This window comes from uncultured Fluviicola sp. (genome assembly GCF_902168135.1).
GTDB lineage: Bacteria > Bacteroidota > Bacteroidia > Flavobacteriales_D > Crocinitomicaceae > Fluviicola.
In genome coordinates this window covers 197669-216326 of record NZ_CABHOL010000021.1, presented here as the reverse complement: position 1 = coordinate 216326, position 18658 = coordinate 197669, and the positions used below count along the sequence as shown (strand labels likewise).

The window sequence follows — 18658 nt, the reverse complement described above, 5'->3', positions numbered from 1 at the left end:
TTCCTGATTTTCAGAGACATCCATGTGATCGCTTTTAGCGTTATTAGAGCACTACAATTTAATTATTTGACTCATGCGTGGAATTTTATGTTCTCTGCTGTGTATAACCTGTACTATTGGTTTTTCACAGTCCCACTTTACTATTGAATCAACTTTTTCAGAGATTCAGGCGAAGGAATTTATGCAAACTATAGAAGAACACATTCCTGATACCTATTTACGTTCTTTGGAGGCCAATCTTATTCAATTCAACACGGAGATTAATTATTCGACAGCTTACGTTGATTCGATTGCAAAAATTTCAGGAATTCTTTCCGGAACTGTTGTTAAAACAAGAGGGGCTGCACGATTTATCGAGAAAGTGGGCGGAACCAACTGTGGAGTAGCAGAACAGCTTTGTACAAGCTCTTCGCTTCCGGGCAACAGCGGTGGTTTCGGCAACCAGGAATTGAATGGTACGAACCAGGGGTGTTTGGGATCTGAGCATCAGTCTTCCTGGTACTACATCAATGTTCAGACCGCGGGGTCCTTGTCGTTCAGAATTAATCCAAGCGCTTCTTCGGATTACGATTTTGCACTTTGGGGGCCATTCACTTCTGCCACTGCAGCTGCAAATTGTCCGCCGGTTACAACACCCGTTCGTTGTTCGTTCGCAGCAGGAGGTGGGAATACCGGGATCCGTGCGGGCGAACCGGACAATAGTGAAGGAAGTGGAGGAGACAGATGGGTAAATGCTTTGAACGTAGGTACAAACCAAGTCTATATTTTGTTGATTGATAATTTCAGTGCCTCGGGAGTAGGGTACACGTTTGATTTTAACTGGGGAGGAAATACCACAACAGCAGTTATTGGTTGTACTCCGGTAGTTCTGCCGGTTGAAATGAGCAGTTTTTCAGGATCTTATTCTTCCAATACGAACGTACTTAATTGGTCCACGGAAACAGAATTGAATAATGATTATTTCCAGGTCGAATGGACCACAACCCCTGCAGAAAGCACTTCCTGGAATAAACTCGATGTCATTGACGGAGCGGGAGAAAGTCAGTCCGGACTGGATTATTCGATGAACCATTATACCTATACCCGGAATACGATCAATTATTACCGTATCAAACAAGTGGATTACAATGGGCAAATACGCTCATATCCGGATATCATTGCCATTGACAACCGTCTGAAATCAGAGAAGCTGGTGAAGGTTGTCAACCTGTTCGGACAGGAAGTGTCGGAATCTGAAAAAGGAATGGTAATCTATGTTTACGATGACGGATCTACCGAAAAACGGATTAATTAACAGCAATTTACATCAGAATACACGTAGAGGCGAAAAATTTTTCGCCTCTACGTGTATTTACTATATAGACTTTAAGATTATCTCGATTATTTAATCTAATTTTGTAACCATTTCCCGGAATTTACGAATAAAGGGAACAAAACCGCAAAAAGGAGCGCGCTAGATGGGATTGTTTAATTTTCTGACACAAGAAATTGCTATTGACTTAGGTACTGCAAACACACTGATTATCATGAATGATAAAGTAGTCGTGGATGAGCCTTCGATTGTAGCTAAAGATATTCAAACGGGTAAAGTTGTTGCCATTGGTAAAAAGGCACAACAAATGCACGGAAAAACTCACAAGTTAATTGAAACGGTTAGGCCATTGAAAGATGGTGTAATTGCAGACTTCCAGAGTGCTGAGCAAATGATTCGCGGATTTATCAAAATGATCAATCCGGGAAGAAAAATGTTCAATCCGACTTTGCGTATGGTGATCTGTATTCCTTCAGGGATTACGGAGGTAGAGAAACGTGCGGTACGTGACTCTGCCGAACACGCCGGAGCGAAAGAAGTGTATTTGATCCATGAGCCTATGGCTGCCGCAATCGGTATCGGTATCGATGTGGAAGAGCCAATGGGAAACATGATCATTGACATAGGCGGTGGTACATCTGAAATTGCAGTCATTGCATTGGGAGGAATCGTGTGTGATAAGTCTATCCGTATTGCGGGGGATGATTTCACTTCCGATATCGAAGAATACATGCGTCGTCAGCACAACATTTTGGTTGGTGAGCGTACAGCAGAGCAAATCAAGATCGAAGTGGGAGCAGCATTGCCGGAATTGGAAAACCCACCTGCAGATTTCGCAGTTCGTGGCCGTGACTTAATGACCGGTATTCCAAAAGAAATTATCATTACTTACTCGGAGGTTGCGCATGCATTGGATAAAACAATCTCCAAGATCGAAGAAGCGATTTTAAGTGCCCTTGAGCAGACTCCACCGGAACTTTCGGCGGATATCTACAAAACAGGAATTTACCTCGCCGGAGGGGGTTCTATGCTGCGAGGTTTGGATCGTCGTATCAATGAGAAAACAAAATTACCGGTTCACATCGCTGAAGATCCATTGAGAGCAGTAGCACGTGGAACAAGTATCGCATTGAAGAACCTGGATCGTTTCCAGTTCCTGATCAAGGATTAATAACATTTTACAAACGAAATTTCAGTAGGGACGCGGCGCATCGCGTCCCTACTTTGTTTATATTTGTTTGAAAGCTACTGAATGAATATACCTGAAACTGCTCACAACTTAACTTGTTATTTCACCTGGATGGGTGAAGACGGGATTGCAAGAACGAAAGTAAAGAAAGGATCGGAAGTGAAATTAGAACATGCACAGGAAAACTCGGTAGTTGTCAATAGCTTTTACGTTGACAGTAAATTTCCTTTGCTCATTGATGCAAGAGGTATTAAATCGATGGAACGGGAAGCGCGGTCTTTTTTTACCACCAACGGACGTCAAACAAATACACTTGCTTTTGGAATTATCATCGATTCTTCGGTAAGTAAAGTTGTAGGTAATTTTTTCATGGCGATCAGTAAACCGAAAGTCCCGACCCGTTTATTTCTCAACGAAGAAGCCGCTTTGGAGTGGCTGCAGAAATTCAAAGAAAAATGAATCCGCATGAAGCCAAATACATTCAGGAGCGCACCAATGCGATATTGGATGTTATTATGGCCTATGCAAATTTGGATTTCACTCAGAAAACCCAAATAACGGATAAAGATGATGTGTTCGACGCCATTGCTTCCGGAGTAAATATGCTGGGTGAAGAATTGGAAAATTCGGTTATTACGCTCCAGGAACGGGCATCGCTATTGCAGGAAGTGCATCACCGCGTAAAGAACAACCTGCAGATTATTTCCAGTCTGATGAATCTCCAGGCATCGTACACCAAAGATGAAAAATTCCTGGCCCTGATCCGGGAATGCCGAAACCGCATCATTTCCATGTCAATGATCCATGAAATGCTTTACCGCAGTAAGGATTTGAGCCGCATTCAGGTGCTTGATTATATCAAAACGCTTACATTAAGTATTAACAGTTCCTTCTCCGGAAGTGTTTCGGATGTGACGTTTGAATACGATATTGACGAAAAAATCTACCTGGAAGCAGAACGAATGATTCCCATAGGGTTGATCATCAACGAAGCCGTAAGCAACAGTTTTAAGTACGCATTCCCACATAGAAAAGGACTTATCCGGGTCGATTTTAAAATGTCGAAAACCCATTTCTTCCTGAGAATTACAGACGATGGAATAGGATTACCGAAAGAAATACGAACAGAAGAATTTGAAAGCCTGGGAATCCAATTGATCAATGCACTTTCCGACCAGCTTTCAGCGGAAATGAAAATCCTTCGCGAAAACGGATTGGGGTATGAACTCCTTTTTAGAATTGATAATTGACAATGTAAAATTGAAAAGATCGGATCAGTTTTAATAATTCGATAGGAACTACAAAAAGCTGAATTGACAACATGTGTATCCTTGTCAATTGTTCAATTCTCCATTTTCAATTTAAAGATTCTCTGTCGCACTCGAAATAATCTTAGCAATATTGGTCGTAAACAGTTTTACTGCAATTGCCAGCAAAATAATTCCGAAGACTTTTTTCATGATGGCAATCCCTCCAGGGCCGAGCAAATGCTCGATTTTCTTTGTTAAACGTAACACAATGTAAACAATCAATACATTGATCAAAATTGCCAGTACAATATTGATGTTCTGGAATTCAGCCCTTAAGGAAACAAGAGTGGTCATAGTTCCGGCGCCCGCAATAATCGGAAAGGCCAAAGGGACCACACTTGCTGTTTTCCCGGAGACAGAATCGCGGAACAAACGCACTCCCAGGATCATTTCCAAACTCATCGCGAATAAGATCAGGGAACCTGCAACGGCGAAAGAACCCACATCTACTCCGAATAACTTCAGGATGGATTCTCCTAGGATCAAAAATCCGATCATAATTCCCAATGACACAAAACTCGTTCTTGCCGGATGGATATCCCCGCTCTGTTCTTTGATCTTAATAATTAAAGGAACGGACCCGATCACATCGATCACCGCAAACAATACCATGGAAGCTTTAAAAAGCTCGCCCCAGTTAAATGCCAGGAAATACTTCATCATCGCTTAGTGAGTTAAAATGGTTTGTTCTACAATGATAGGAAAATGTTTGTGTTCCAGCTGTTGAATTTTTTCAGCGAGTGAATCCAGTGTGTCATCGGCAGTTAAATCCGTTTCAAATTGCGCCAGGATCTCGCCCTTGTCAAATTCCTCATTGACCAAATGAATGGAAATCCCGCTTTTAGGGTCCTTTGCACCAATAACAGCTTCATGAACAAATTTCCCGTACATGCCTTTCCCGCCGTATTTAGGAAGGAGTGAAGGATGAATATTAATAATGCGGTTTTGGTAACCATGAATAATATTTAGTGGGATCTTGCGTAAAAATCCGGCCAAAATGATCCAGTCTATAGCGCGGTAGTCCAACTCCTGCAAAACGGTCAAACCGCTTTCAAATTCTTCATTGGTGAAAACCAGTACCTCAATGCCCAGTGATTGTGCTTTGGCCACAACGGGTGCATCTGCTTTATTACAAACTAAAATTTTCACTTCAATTTGCGGATGATTCTGAAAAAATTGAATCAAATTCACCGCATTTGAACCATTGCCGGAGGCGAATAATGCTATTGATTTCTTATTCATGGCACAAAGTTACACAATCCAAATGACACGGCACACGCGGATTTCAAGCTAAAAAACAAGATTTCGCACGCACCTAAAATGCAATTAAGTCACTTTATATTTTGTTTTTATCGCATTTCCTATTTTCTTTGCAAGCTGAAAAACCTTATAAAAGAATTGAGATGTCTGATATCAAATCAAGAGTAATATCTATTATCGTAGATAAGTTAGGAGTTGAAGAAAGCGAAGTAACAAACGAAGCGAGCTTCACAAATGATCTAGGTGCAGATTCACTAGACACAGTAGAATTGATCATGGAATTTGAAAAGGAATTCAATATTGCTATTCCGGATGATCAGGCTGAAAACATTCAAACAGTTGGTGACGCGGTTTCTTACATCGAGCAAAACGCTAACTAAAAAAACGTTTTCACAGGCATTTATTTAATCTGATTTTATGGAGTTAAAACGAGTTGTTGTAACCGGATTAGGAGCTATTACACCCATTGGAAATACTGTTTCAGAGTACTGGGAAGGATTAATCAATGGTAAAAGTGGTGCCGCACCGATTAAGCAATACGATGCTTCAAAATTCAAGACTCAATTTGCCTGCGAAATCAAAAATTTCAATGTCGAGGATCACATCGACAGAAAAGAAGCACGGAAATTAGATCAATTTTCACAATACGCCATGGTTTCTGCTAAGGAGGCCATGGCTGATTCTGGATTGATGGAATCGAACCCGAATGTAGACCGTATCGGTGTTATTTGGGGTTCGGGAATCGGTGGTCTGAAAACCTTTCAGGACGAAGCTCAAAACTTCTTCGGTGGTGACGGAACCCCGCGATTCAATCCGTTCTTTATTCCTAAAATGATCGCGGATATCGCCGCAGGTCATATTTCCATTGAATACGGCTTAAGAGGACCGAACTATGTAACGGTTTCGGCTTGTGCTTCATCTACCAACGCGATCATTGATGCATTCAATCTGATCCGTTTGGGGAAAGCAGACGCTATCGTTACCGGAGGGTCTGAAGCAGCAGTAAATGAAATGGGAATGGGAGGATTTAACGCGTTGAAAGCCCTTTCAACACGAAACGATTCTCCGGAAACTGCTTCCCGCCCTTTTGACTTAGACCGCGACGGTTTTGTTTTGGGAGAAGGAGGTGGTGCATTGATCCTGGAAGAGTACGAGCATGCAAAGAAGCGTGGAGCTAAAATTTATGCGGAAGTACTTGGAGGTGGAATGTCGGGTGATGCGTATCACATGACGGCTCCGCACCCGGAAGGAATCGGTGCAAGAAACACCATGATCGCAGCATTGGAAGACGCAGAGTTAGATCCAAGTGCTATTGATTATGTAAACGTTCATGGTACATCTACGCCGCTTGGAGATATCGCTGAAACGAAAGCGATCCTGCAGGTATTCGGAGAACATGCCTACAAGTTGAACATCAGCTCCACAAAATCAATGACAGGTCACTTACTGGGTGCTGCAGGTGCTATTGAAGCCATTGCATGTATCCTGGCAGTTAAGAATGACATCGTTCCACCAACGATCAACCATTTTACAGACGATCCTGAAATTGACAACAAATTGAATTTCACATTTAATAAAGCTCAGCACCGTACCGTGGATGTTGCCTTATCAAACACCTTCGGTTTCGGTGGTCACAATACTTCTGTGATCGTGCGAAAGTATAAAGGGTAAAAATTTAGGTGCGACTACGACTACCATTTTTAAAGCAAAACAGGTCTTCTGAAGACGTTGCATTCATTCGATTTTTCGTAAATCGCTTTGGATACCGCCCGAAGAATATCAATTTGTTTTACCAGGCTGTCACGCATCGTTCCATTGCATTTCACGGACAAAAAGACTTTTCCAACGAACGTTTGGAATTCCTCGGCGACGCCATTTTGGATTCCATCATTGCAGAATTCCTGTTCCAGCGTTTCCCGGAAGAAGACGAAGGCTACCTGACGAAAGTCAAATCCAAAGTAGTTTCGCGTAAAACCCTTTCCGAAATCGGTGAGGAATTAGAGCTTCGTTCTATTTTGCGCTACAACAAAGGCCGTTCGATCAACTTGTCGTCCCTGGAAGGAAATGCTTTCGAAGCAATCATCGGAGCAATCTACCTGGACAGTTCCTACGAAGTGACCAAGAAGATCATTTACAACCACATTTTCCGCAAATACGTAGACTTAAACAAGATCCTGGAGGAAGAGATCGATTTCAAGTCCAAGCTCTTTATCTGGAGCCAGAAAAGAAGGCTGGCCCTCGAGTTTGCCGTGCTGCGGGAAGAAAACAACCACGGAACCTGGTTCTACGAAGTAATCGTGCAGGTAAACGGTACCAACTACGGCAAAGGAACCGGAAATTCCAAGAAACTGGCCGAGCAGGCTGCCGCGAAAGAGACGCTCATTTTGATGGGGGAGATATAGGATTCATTCTCATTTTTTTGTTTCTCTTAATGACCATCTTAATTAATCCAGGTGATCAATTTGTATTAAATCAAGTACGGAAAATCGCAACAACTTTTTCAGAACAATTGCTCACATTTGTAAAAATCGATTGCTATGAAAAGACTATTCACAGTATTACCGCTCCTGCTTTTAGCCGGTTGTACCATTACCAAACGCCATTTCGGGACGGGTTACCACGTCGAATGGAAAAAATCGTACTCCAAAACAGAGCATGAAGCTTATCAGTTGAATGTAACTGATTCGGGAAGAGAATCTTCTGTGATGCCCGATGAAAATGAGGAGATTCCTAAGGTGATTTCGACAGACACCATGCATCGTGCTGAATTAATTTCTCCGGATCTATTGGAAATTTCGATCGAAGAACCAACAGGTTTTTCTGAAACTCCCGTCCAATCGGAAATAAAACCGGTGATAGAATCCGATCAGATTTTGGGTGATGAAGATGCGATAGATGAACCAAAAAGGAAAGTAGAACCCTTTACCTGGGCTGCATTGGGAGCTCTTTTTTTAGGTCTTCTTCTTTTACTAACAATTTCATTTGATATGGTATTAGGTGTTTTAACAGGTCTTGGTATATTGCTGATTATATTTTCCATTATTTCCCTGATAAGAATCGTGAGACACCCCGAATTATACAAAGCTAAAGGATTAACCTGGACTCTTTTTTGGCTTAGCATGGCTGGAATCAGTGGAGGGCTTGTGATACTCATTTTTTATCTATTACTAATAACCAATAATGTTGACCTGCTCTAAAAGGAAAAGCTAACATTGACGAACCTTAACCAAATCCTAACTTCCAACCTGCTTGCCATGTCTGAGATAATGCGTAACTTCACAGTATAAACTTAAAGTGGATGAGCAAACAAAAGCGTCATGTACTTTCTTTAGAAACATCTGTAGACTTTGAACTGATCGGAATCTGTTCTCACCACAGCGATTACCGGTTGGCGTGGGGAATCAACAAAATCCTGGACCTGGAGCTTACCAAAAGCGAGGAGCCCTTTGTGATTCAGTCCAAAAAAGGTACAATTGTTTCGCAACACAGTTTTCATGTATTTATCGATGAGGTGGATCACATGGAATGGTATTTAATTAAGAATAAATCGGAAGGAAAATTCCTGATCCCTGAAAAGAACCAAATTGATTATTTTTTGATCCTCAGGGAAAATGTGCTTCACGACCTGGATGAACTCGTGGAACGTATCCGCGAATCAAATAGTGTGATGGCGGCTTACGTCTTTGAAGCAGAATCGATTCCTTCCGCAGAACTAATAATTTTCGAATGAAAAAAACAAAAATCGTAGCGACCATGGGTCCGGCTACTGCTGATAAACAAGTATTAAAACAAATGATATTGGATGGTTTGAACGTATGCCGTTTGAACTGTTCACACGGATCTCACGAGGATCACAAGAAGAGCATCGATATGATCCGGGAGATCAATGACGAAACCGGATTGAATGTATCAATCCTTGCCGATTTGCAAGGCCCGAAGATCCGTACTTACGAAATGGAGAACAACGGTGTCATGATGGTTGAAGGCGCAATTGTGACGATTGTAACGGAACGCATTACCGGAACGGCAGAGAAGTTCGGGATCAGTTATTCCCTGATGCCGCGCGACGTGCAACCTGGTGAAATCATTTTGCTGGACGACGGAAAATTGCAGATGGAAATCGTGGAGACGAACGGCGAAACGGAAATCAAAGCCAAAGTCATCCACGGCGGAATTCTTTCTTCCAAAAAAGGAGTAAACCTGCCGAATACTAAAATCTCCCTGCCGTCCTTGACTGAAAAGGACCGCGAAGACCTGGAATTTGCATTGAGCAATGATGTCGATTGGATCGGGTTGTCATTTGTGCGTTCTGCCAGAGATATCATTGAATTGAAACACATTATCTCAAACCGCCAGGCAAAAGCACGCGTAGTTGCTAAAATTGAGAAGCCGGAGGCCATTGATGATATTGATGAGATCATTAAAGTAACAGATGCTTTGATGGTTGCACGTGGAGATTTAGGTGTGGAAGTTCCATACCAGAACGTTCCGTTGATCCAGAAGATGCTGATCCGCAAAGGCCATCAATATGCAAAACCGGTTATCGTTGCTACCCAAATGATGGAGAGCATGATTACAAACGTTACTCCGACCCGTGCGGAAGTGAATGACGTGGCGAATGCTGTTCTCGACGGAGCAGATGCGGTGATGCTATCGGGTGAGACATCTGTGGGGAAATTCCCGATAGAAGTTATTCGCACGATGGTGAATATCGTGGAGGAAATGGAGAAATTTGATGGGATTTACCACAAGGACCAGCTTCCGGATAAGTCGCAGTCCCGTTTCATTTCGGATTCCATCTGTTTCAATGCCTGCCGATTGGCGCAGCGTGTAGAGGCCGATGCGATTATCACCATGTCGTTTTCCGGGTACACCGCTTATAAAATTGCTTCCCAAAGACCCAATGCACCGATTTTCGTCTTTACCGGAAATAAACAGATCATTACGCAGTTGAGTTTGGTTTGGGGAGTGAGGGCCTTCTATTACGACAAAAGAGTCAGTACGGACCACACCATTGCGGATATTAAGTACTTGCTGACAAAAGAAGGCTTGTTAAAACAAGGAGATTTGGTGATCAATATCGCTTCCATTCCGATCGAGGAAAATGGAAAATCAAACATGTTGAAATTGAGTTACGTAGAGTAAATTAGTCGATTCCTGATAAAAAGCAAAACCCCGGTTCATCAAATGGACCGGGGTTTTTTCAAATAAACGAGTCAGTTGCTTATTTTTCAAATGAAATAGTAAGGATTTTAGCCTTTTTAATGCGGATCAGCTGCGTCATATAATCTGTCGGTGAAGTTTGAACGCGGCTTCCAAGAGCAGGAACATAATTCCCGATCTGATCTTTGGTAAAGACCTCTTTTGATTTCCCGTTTCCGTCGGACTTACTGATTTCAGCCATTTTCATTTTGGATTCTTCCATATATACGACGTAGAAATGATCTTCCACATGGTGGAAAAGCATTTGCCCTGCCATCGGGTTAGTAGCATGATGGAATTTCTTGAAACGCTGTACCCATTCGATTTCTCCTGATTTGTTTGTACGTACAGTAATTAGATCAGCATGAATATAATGCGGTGTTGTGTGCCTGTTTCCTTTGGAATCGGTGTAAGTTGTTTCGTAGTAACGGAAACGCTCCGCAACCAGGATAGAACTTCCGTCCTTGCCGGGAATTACCTCACGCACCAGGTAGTCGTAAATATCATAGTCCTTGCCTTTATTCATTTTCTTTTCGGTCTTGTTTTTCTGTCTTTCAGACATGTTTTCCGTAACGAAATCGAATGTGAATGGATGAACGTCTTCGCTTATTTTTTCACCACTCTCGGTATCATAGATCTGGGTAAAAACACCTCCGGAATCATTGGATTTTTTTACTCCCGAGCTGTAAAATCCTGAAATATGCAATTTCCCGGAAGCATCCAGGGCACACTCAAAATCAGAAATACTGTTGCCTATATCTCCCAATGAAATTTCAAATTGCTGAACGTTTTCGGTTTTTCTGTCGATCATGTAGAAGTCGAGTTTATCGGATTCATTCTTTCCGCCTCTCGTTTTACAGGTAAAAGCGATGGAGTTTTCAGAGATAATGTAGTTTCCGAAGCTTGTTTTTTCATAATCGCCTTCTACCTCGAATTCAGTTTTCATCGTAGATTCCAATTCGTTGTTAACAACAAACAGAGTAGCTTTTGATTTTTCCGGACCGGAAGAGGATTGTACGATCAACGCAAACTCCTGGTTGTTTTTAGGATCAAACAAAGAAACAACACTGTTTTTCTGTTTCCCTTGCTCGGGAAAAGAACCTACTTCAAGCGTATTGCCTTGTGTCAGATCGTCCTTATCGTATTCGATCAGGTAAATGCTTCGTGTTCCTGCTTTTTTGTCGAGAGTACTGACAGTTTGGATCAGGCGGTTGTCGATCATTTTCATATCGAGTGGTGCACGGTACATTCCCAATTTGTAAATAGGTGTTTTCATCGGCACTTTTTTGGAAAGTACCAGGTTCATTTTCGAATCAAATTTATTGATGATGTATTTGAAGCCAATCGGGATCATCATAAAATTGACACCTTTTACACTGAGGGAATAAGTGTGAGTCCCATCGGAACCCAAAGTCTGAAAACCGAAGCCCTTTCCTTTCACTTCTGCGGAAAGTTCAAATTTGGCGTCATAAACGGTTTTTTTTGTTTGTCCGAAGATGTGGAATGGAGTTGAAAAAAGGAAAATCAGTAGAAAAAGAGCTGTTCTTTTCATTTAGATGGATATTTAAATTTCGCGACAAAATTAGTGGTTTTATACCAGTATTTAATCGGAATAGCCCTATAAATCTCAGTTAGAGGGAAAGAATCTGAAAGTCAGCTGGTTGAGCAAACGGAAAATAAAACATATTGAAATTGAGTTACGTTGAGTAATTATCAATGATTTAATTATGAATTATCAAGTTTGAACTGGCTTGATAATTCATAATTGATAATTAAGAGATTAGTCCAGCTTTCCTGCTAAAGTAAATCCTACCCGTTTTGCAAACTGCTTGCTTCCGCCATCTGCTGCAAAAGCTTCAATGACAGCAATGTAAATTCCTATCGGAGCTTTTTGATTGTTCGTCATCACTCCGTCCCAGGTGAAACTTCCCTGCTGTCCTAATAATTCACTGGAAAACAGCGTATGTACCTCACGACCCTGGTTGTCGAAGATTTTGAGTGTAGCAATCATTCCGACTTCAAAATTGTATTGGAATAACAGGACGTCCTGGAAACCGTCGTTGTCAGGTGAAAAGATCGGTTCCGTGGTCCCGAAAGTGGAGGAAATACTTCCGGTCAGGTATTGAGAATTGATTTTCCCGGGAGTTCCGAAACCAATTGTTTCTGCCGCTGTATGCCAATTGGAAGCACTCGATGAAACGCCATCCGGATTGATTCGTTCCAGGGTTTTATTTTCGGTATCATCAATGAGTGACAAATGCCAGTCTTCCGTGTAGCTCACTTTGTCTAATACGATCGAATTATGCAGGATTTGAATGGTTGAAGAATCATTATTCAGCCCCGGGAGCGGGGTTGCGTAAAAGCTCCCCGAAACTGCCTGCGGGAAGGTGTTCTTTTGATAATTGCTGTCCGGGGTCAGCACCGCGTAAGTTCCCGGATCCAGGAAAAAATTCTGCGTAAGCTGTATGGTGTCTCCATCCAAATTTGTGACCGATAAACCATTTAGATTAATGACTTTCGAAGATCGGTTGTAGATTTCCACGAAATCAGACCCGCCGGTTGCCGGATCAAACAGGATTTCATTAATAACCAGGTCTCCGGCTTGTGGAACATCTGCCAATGCGAAATTTCCAGTAAGTGTGGTTGCATTCAACCAGCAATCGCTGACAGTTCCGTAGGAAAAACTGTAATGCTGGCTTAGTGCCAGGTTTTCATTGAATATAAAGATTGCCTGGCTGCTGAAAGTGGATGCAACAGCAATAGACTGTACGGTCAGATTTGGATTGGAAGTGAACGAAGCGTTTACCAGGCTCACGGAATCCATTCCCTCCGAAAAATGAACTTCCAGGTAATTCGGGGCAAGAGCGACCAAACTCGTGATGTATGGAGCCTGGGTATCCGGAGTTGTGTTATAAACAGAATTTTGAGCTCCCGGAGTTCCGCCGTTCGGATGATTGGAAGCTATCCAATTTGAAACATCGGAGCAAGGATCATCCGGATTGATTAATTCCAAAGTATATCCTCCCGACTTTTTTATAGGGTCCCGGTACCAGTCATCGGTGTAAGCTATTTTGTCGATGATCATTCCCGCATTATCCTTCAAAACAACGTCATCGCTTGAATTATTATAACTGGGAAAACTGCTTACAGTGTATGAACCCGGAAATTCCGGTGTACTCGCGGAAGCGCAAAGAATTTTGTATTGGCCCGGATTGATGAATCCCGATAGAATGTTCCCGTCACCGCTTTGATCGCCCAGCTTCCAGTTTGACAGGTCAATGTATTTGCTGCTTTTGTTGTAAATCTCAATGAATTCCAGTTCGGGAAGTCCGATAACCGGAGAAGGGTCGACCATGATCTCTGAAATGATGATATCTCCTTTCACAGCAGTTTCACCGATCAAATAGCTGAAGTTTCCGGTCAAATTAGTCGCCGTGTTTCCAAAAGCATCTTCCATACTTGAAACTGTGACTGTGTAGTTTTGTCCGTTGGTAAGTGAGGAAGCGAGGTTTAAGTGAAGCAAAGCCGCATTTGTACCGTCCACAGAAACAGCACCAACAACTACCGATGGATTCAGCGTATAATTGCTTGTGAGTAACAGATTTGCTCCACCAACCGGTTCACTGAACAGAAGGTCCAACTGTGAACTAGTAATCGCCGTTGCACTTACAAGGGTTGGCGGCTGCACATCTACAATTTCATCACCTACGTAGACATCGTCGTAATAGAATTTGTTTGAATTGGAGGCTGTATAAGTCTGGAAAACACCAAAGTGTGTTCCTATCAGATTTGCTGCATCGGTTCCGGTGTATGGACTTCCGAAGGCCGTCCCGCCGCTGGGATCTACATACAACTTCCAGAGTCCGGTATTATCCCTGATAACTTTTACGCGTACAGCAAAAGAGGCTGCAATTTGTCCGTCGGGTGAGGCACAGATTTGCGTAGAAACACCGGAAATAATTTTGAATAATCGAACTGCATCTATAGAACCTGCTTCACCGAACTGAAGGTAAAATCCATCCGGATTGGTACTTAAATCGGCAGAGGTGGAAGTCAAATAAACCCGGCCGAAATTACTGGAACTGGGCGCAAAGGTTTGCCTGACCAGGATTTCCCATTGCTTGTTATCCAAAGAAGATAAGTTGTGCGGGGTCGACAAATAAGAAGTTGCTGCAACGGTGTTGTTCAATTGCAGTTCTTGTGCTGCGTTTACAATGTAGACTGCATTTGTACCATTCCACACCGGATTCGTGGTAAAATCGCCGTCGGAAAAATTGTCTGTGACCTGGTTCCAGGCCAAAAGAGGAGAAAGTAGCGCAAGAAGAATGAAAAGTGCCTTCATATCAATTAAGTCGGATTAAATATACAAAAGTCCGTTTTGATTGACCTATTTTTAATAAACTATTTATCTTTGAGCATCAAACTAACTTAAAATGAAAAAAGCACTTTTAATTGTTTCCGCCTTATTTTTAATTCACAATTCCTTTGCACAGAAACTGGACGAGATTACCTGGTTCGGGATTGATTTTTCCCAAGCTAAAATGGTTGGGTCTGCTGGTTTTACGGAGCCCGCTAAAATTCAAAGTTATTATTTGAATGTTTGGAACAGCGTATTGATTACGGAATCTGACAAATACGATCTAGCGAAGTATTATGGTGCGGCAAAGGTGAAAGTGTCACTTGATATTGTTAAAAAGGCAAATGATGAAGTTAATGCCGATGAACTTGTAACGGACAACACTTATAGTTTATCGGAGTCAGATGCTCAAAAAGAGGTAGAGAAATACGTCGGACAGGGAAATGGAACCGGATTGGTCTATATTGTGGAGTATTTCAGTAAGAGCGAAGAGCTTGCGTCCGTTTACGTCATTCAGTTTGATATTTCTTCGGGCGCTATTTCCAAAATGAAAAAACTAACCGGTAAACCCAATGGATTTGGTTTTAGAAATTACTGGCTTGGAGCTATAGAAAAGGTTATGAAAAAACGGTTGAAGTAATGTTGCTTTAACTGTTGAATAGATTTTGGAAAATTCGAACATGGTGATATTGCAATGTTAGAATATCGCGAAATCGGAACATCGCTATATATAGATATTCCGATTTTGCTAAATAGTTACATTCAGTTCACAGTTTTCGCTGCAGGATCTGCTGATTGATCAGCTTCCGGATTGCTTTCAAAGACCCTTTTAATACGATCTGTCTATCTTTCAGCGTCTTCCATGAAATAAACTTGTTTCTTTTTGAAATTTGTGTTAAATTCCTTACTTCTCATTTTGAAACTATAGAGAAGTATTGCTTTTTAATTTCTCAGTTATGAAAAAATTACTTTTGATTTCAGTCTGTTTTGTTGTATTTGCCTGCAAAAAAGACACAAATAATGATGTACCAACACCAAACACGAATGAAGATACATCCTTATATGGGAATATGTCTGCTACAATTGATGGGACAACCTGGTCAGCAGATCCCGCGAACGTTAATTGCGTCATTGCTAATTATGGCACAGGTCCATACATTACAATTTCAGCAACACGCCAGGCAGATACCAGTTCTTTCAATTTTTTGTTCCCTGCTTTTAGTGGTTCAGATACTACAATATCATTTCCGGCAAGTGGTTCCGACTCGCGTTTTGTGGGTTCAAATCAAGAGACTTTTTTAATGAGTTCGGGAAGTTTATATGTATCAAAATCCGTTTCGGGAGGAATAGAAACATACACAGGTAATTTTTCCGGAAATTTTGAAAGCATTATAAATAGTGACGTAAAGGTCATTAGTAACGGCGCTTATACTGCAAAACGATTACTATAAATATCTCAACGTCACTAAATTTCGCCAAATTGATTACTTCAACTTCCGCTCCGGGATTTGTTGATTAATCAGCTTCTGGATTGCTTTCAAAGACCCTTTTTCCTCGCTTGAACACATGGTATAAGCAACACCGCTTGACCCGGCACGACCGGTTCGTCCTATTCGGTGCACATATGTTTCCGCTACTTCAGGAATCTCAAAATTGATCACGTATTCCAATTGATCGATGTCGATACCACGTGAGGCAATATCCGTTGCAACCAGGAAGTTCACCGTTCTGTTCTTAAAACCTGCCAAAGCTCTTTCGCGCGCATTTTGGGATTTGTCTCCGTGAATGGCTTCGGCTTTATGACCGGATTTTGTCAATTCTCTTGCTACGCGGTCTGCACCGTGCTTGGTTCGTGTGAAGACAATTGCATGTGAAATATTCTCACTTTTGATCAATTGCTTCAGGAAAGCACGTTTTTCGGCTTTCTCTACGTAATAAACAAACTGCTCAACGATTTCCGCTGTTGAAGAAACCGGTGTCACGCGCACATTTACCGGATCAAACAGGATGGTTCCAGCCAACTCCATAATTGTTGGAGAAATGGTTGCAGAGAAAAAAATATTTTGTTTGTTCTTCGGCAAACGCGGGAGGATCCTTTTAATGTCGTGAATGAATCCCATATCAAGCATACGGTCTGCTTCATCTAGTACGAAATGGGTGATCTTGGACAAGTGAATATGCCCCTGGTTCATTAAATCCAGTAACCGACCGGGAGTTGCTACCAAAATGTCTACTCCGGCATTTAGCTGATTGACTTGTTTATTTTGGTTTACACCACCAAAAATTACCATGGAGCGGAGTTTGGAATGTTTTCCGTAGGCTTTAAAACTATCGTTGATTTGGTTCGCCAATTCTCTGGTAGGTGCCAAAACCAGGCAACGGATGGGACGTTTTCCCTTGATCGGTCCGTCCGGTTCCAAATGCTGTAAAATGGGCAATGCAAAAGCAGCCGTTTTCCCGGTTCCTGTTTGCGCGCAGCCGAATAAGTCTTTTCCTTCTAATAAACTTGGGATCGATTGTTCCTGGATAGGTGTTGGAGTAGTGTAGTCTAATTCTTTTAATGCATCCAATAAATGCGGATACAAGTTTAATTCATCAAATTGCATGAAATGTTTTGTAAAATACTCCGAAATGACTGTCACGTGTGGTGAACTTTTCCTCACTTCAAATCGGTGGAAATGGTTTTTCCGGTACAAAGATACATGAATGAATCGATTTTACGAAAAATGTTCAAATGTTCAAATGTTTCTGTCCACCGCGGCGGAGCAGATTCAAATGTTCAAATTTGATTTTCAGTAATTAAATTTTTTGAACCCTTTGATTCCTGTAACTATTGGAACTTTCAACCGTTCTATTCGAGTTATTCTAATTTATTTCAATACTAACACTTGTCTAATCAAAAGCAAAACTTTTTCTTAAAATTCTCTTTGTTGAACTGCACTAACGTTTGTTCAGTTATCAAAAGCTGTCGCTTTTTCTTATTTTTGTGTAAAATTTTTTGGTTATGAGAGTAGCAGTTGTCGGAGCGACAGGAATGGTTGGAAATGTGATGATGGAAGTGTTAAAAGAACGTTCATTTCCTATTACGGAATTAATACCTGTAGCTTCAGAGAAATCGGTTGGTAAGATGATCGAATTCGGAGGATTGGAATTTCCGGTTGTGGATTTGGCAACGGCTGTGACTATGAAACCCGATGTAGCTATTTTCTCAGCAGGCGGCGAAACTTCTTTGGAATGGGCGCCTAAGTTCGAAGCAGTTGGTACAACAGTGATCGATAACAGCTCGGCATGGAGAATGCACCCCGACAAAAAATTGATCGTTCCTGAAATTAACGGAGATCTTTTGACAGTATCTGATAAGATCATTGCCAACCCGAACTGCAGCACGATCCAGTTATTGATGGCATTGGCACCTTTGCACAAAGCTTACGGTGTGAAGCGCGTGGTCGTTTCCACTTACCAGTCCATTACAGGAACAGGTGTAAAAGCGGTACAGCAATTGGAGAATGAACGTGCCGGAATTTCAGGTGAAATGGCGTACAACTATCCGATCGATAAAAACTGTATTCCTCATTGTGATTCCTTCCTGGATAATGGCTATACCAAAGAGGAAATGAAATTGACCAACGAGACCAAGAAAATATTGGACCCTGCTATTTCTGTAACAGCAACTGCCGTTCGTGTTCCTGTTGTTGGCGGACATTCGGAAGCGGTGAATGTAGAGTTCGAAAAAGAATTCGATTTGGCAGATGTACGAAAACTGCTTCACGAAACTCCGGGAATTACTTTGAAAGATGACCCTACGACGAATACTTACCCGATGCCTCGTTTTGCTGAAGCCAAAGATGATGTTTTCGTAGGGCGTATCCGAAGAGATGAAAGCCAGGAAAAGACCCTGAACATGTGGGTAGTAGCCGACAATCTGAGAAAAGGAGCGGCAACAAATGCTGTCCAGATCGCGGAACTGCTTATCAAGAAAGGAATTTTAGTTCCTATGACCGCCGGGACGCACAATTAATCGCGATCAA

General features: G+C 41.9%; 18 protein-coding genes. 13 read left to right on the top strand and 5 right to left on the bottom strand.

The genetic code is table 11. The annotated features are described in order from the left end of the window. Positions 1 to 181: 181 nt before the first annotated feature. The 4 genes from QZT69_RS08680 to QZT69_RS08665 all read left to right on the top strand — a co-directional run bounded on the left by QZT69_RS08680 (position 182) and on the right by QZT69_RS08665 (position 3751). Positions 182 to 1294, top strand: a complete 1113-nt coding sequence (locus QZT69_RS08680) for a hypothetical protein (RefSeq protein WP_294673130.1) — start codon at positions 182 to 184, stop codon at positions 1292 to 1294. A 163-nt stretch (positions 1295 to 1457) separates the two neighbouring features. Next, entirely contained in the window at positions 1458 to 2483 is a 1026-nt protein-coding gene (locus tag QZT69_RS08675) for a rod shape-determining protein (protein WP_144332395.1), read from the top strand. An 81-nt stretch (positions 2484 to 2564) separates the two neighbouring features. Further along, the gene (locus QZT69_RS08670; protein ID WP_294673125.1) at positions 2565 to 2960 is read left to right on the top strand and encodes a hypothetical protein; all 396 of its coding nucleotides are present in this window, start codon (positions 2565 to 2567) and stop codon (positions 2958 to 2960) included. Beyond that, positions 2957 to 3751, top strand: coding sequence for a sensor histidine kinase (locus tag QZT69_RS08665; protein WP_294673124.1), 795 nt, complete (start codon positions 2957 to 2959; stop codon positions 3749 to 3751). The genes QZT69_RS08670 and QZT69_RS08665 overlap by 4 nt, the downstream gene beginning before the upstream one ends. Positions 3752 to 3862: 111 nt before the next feature. Here the strand turns inward: QZT69_RS08665 and QZT69_RS08660 are convergent, their stop codons facing one another. Both QZT69_RS08660 and QZT69_RS08655 read right to left on the bottom strand, forming a co-directional pair. After that, positions 3863 to 4474: a MarC family protein gene (locus QZT69_RS08660; protein ID WP_294673122.1), complete on the bottom strand. Its 612-nt coding sequence runs from the start codon at positions 4472 to 4474 to the stop codon at positions 3863 to 3865. Positions 4475 to 4477: 3 nt separating this feature from the next. Beyond that, a complete protein-coding gene (locus tag QZT69_RS08655) occupies positions 4478 to 5053 on the bottom strand; it encodes a phosphoribosylglycinamide formyltransferase (RefSeq protein ID WP_294673120.1) in 576 nt (191 codons plus the stop codon). 161 nt (positions 5054 to 5214) lie between these two features. On the opposite strand from QZT69_RS08655, the gene QZT69_RS08650 reads away from it, so the two are divergent. From QZT69_RS08650 to pyk, 6 genes are all read left to right on the top strand, one after another. Then, positions 5215 to 5451, top strand: coding sequence for an acyl carrier protein (locus QZT69_RS08650; RefSeq protein WP_013686655.1), 237 nt, complete (start codon positions 5215 to 5217; stop codon positions 5449 to 5451). A 37-nt stretch (positions 5452 to 5488) separates the two neighbouring features. After that, positions 5489 to 6742 (top strand): beta-ketoacyl-ACP synthase II, encoded by a 1254-nt coding sequence (fabF, locus tag QZT69_RS08645; RefSeq protein WP_294673115.1) that lies wholly within the window; start codon positions 5489 to 5491, stop codon positions 6740 to 6742. 8 nt (positions 6743 to 6750) lie between these two features. Further along, complete coding sequence (gene rnc / locus QZT69_RS08640) at positions 6751 to 7473, top strand: ribonuclease III (protein ID WP_294673113.1); 723 nt, start codon at positions 6751 to 6753, stop codon at positions 7471 to 7473. A 135-nt stretch (positions 7474 to 7608) separates the two neighbouring features. Then, entirely contained in the window at positions 7609 to 8268 is a 660-nt protein-coding gene (locus tag QZT69_RS08635) for a hypothetical protein (RefSeq protein ID WP_294673111.1), read from the top strand. A 101-nt stretch (positions 8269 to 8369) separates the two neighbouring features. Next, a complete protein-coding gene (locus QZT69_RS08630; protein WP_294673109.1) occupies positions 8370 to 8801 on the top strand; it encodes an IPExxxVDY family protein in 432 nt (143 codons plus the stop codon). Further along, positions 8798 to 10216, top strand: coding sequence for a pyruvate kinase (gene pyk, locus QZT69_RS08625; RefSeq protein WP_294673107.1), 1419 nt, complete (start codon positions 8798 to 8800; stop codon positions 10214 to 10216). Before QZT69_RS08630 ends, pyk begins: the two co-directional genes overlap by 4 nt. Positions 10217 to 10295: 79 nt before the next feature. Here the strand turns inward: pyk and QZT69_RS08620 are convergent, their stop codons facing one another. Beyond that, positions 10296 to 11825 carry a hypothetical protein gene (locus QZT69_RS08620; protein WP_294673105.1) on the bottom strand — a complete coding sequence of 510 codons (1530 nt, stop codon included), beginning with the start codon at positions 11823 to 11825 and terminating at the stop codon, positions 10296 to 10298. A gap of 228 nt (positions 11826 to 12053) precedes the next feature. Beyond that, entirely contained in the window at positions 12054 to 14615 is a 2562-nt protein-coding gene (locus tag QZT69_RS08615) for a lamin tail domain-containing protein (RefSeq protein ID WP_294673103.1), read from the bottom strand. Between the two features lie 91 nt (positions 14616 to 14706). Between QZT69_RS08615 and QZT69_RS08610 the strand changes: the two genes are divergently transcribed. Together QZT69_RS08610 and QZT69_RS08605 are read left to right on the top strand one after the other, a co-directional pair. Then, positions 14707 to 15270: a hypothetical protein gene (locus tag QZT69_RS08610; protein ID WP_294673102.1), complete on the top strand. Its 564-nt coding sequence runs from the start codon at positions 14707 to 14709 to the stop codon at positions 15268 to 15270. A gap of 316 nt (positions 15271 to 15586) precedes the next feature. Beyond that, positions 15587 to 16081, top strand: a complete 495-nt coding sequence (locus QZT69_RS08605) for a hypothetical protein (RefSeq protein ID WP_294673100.1) — start codon at positions 15587 to 15589, stop codon at positions 16079 to 16081. A 33-nt stretch (positions 16082 to 16114) separates the two neighbouring features. Here the strand turns inward: QZT69_RS08605 and QZT69_RS08600 are convergent, their stop codons facing one another. After that, positions 16115 to 17236, bottom strand: a complete 1122-nt coding sequence (locus tag QZT69_RS08600; protein WP_294673098.1) for a DEAD/DEAH box helicase — start codon at positions 17234 to 17236, stop codon at positions 16115 to 16117. 398 nt (positions 17237 to 17634) lie between these two features. Between QZT69_RS08600 and QZT69_RS08595 the strand changes: the two genes are divergently transcribed. Further along, positions 17635 to 18648: an aspartate-semialdehyde dehydrogenase gene (locus tag QZT69_RS08595; RefSeq protein WP_294673096.1), complete on the top strand. Its 1014-nt coding sequence runs from the start codon at positions 17635 to 17637 to the stop codon at positions 18646 to 18648. The last annotated feature ends 10 nt before the right edge of the window (positions 18649 to 18658 follow it).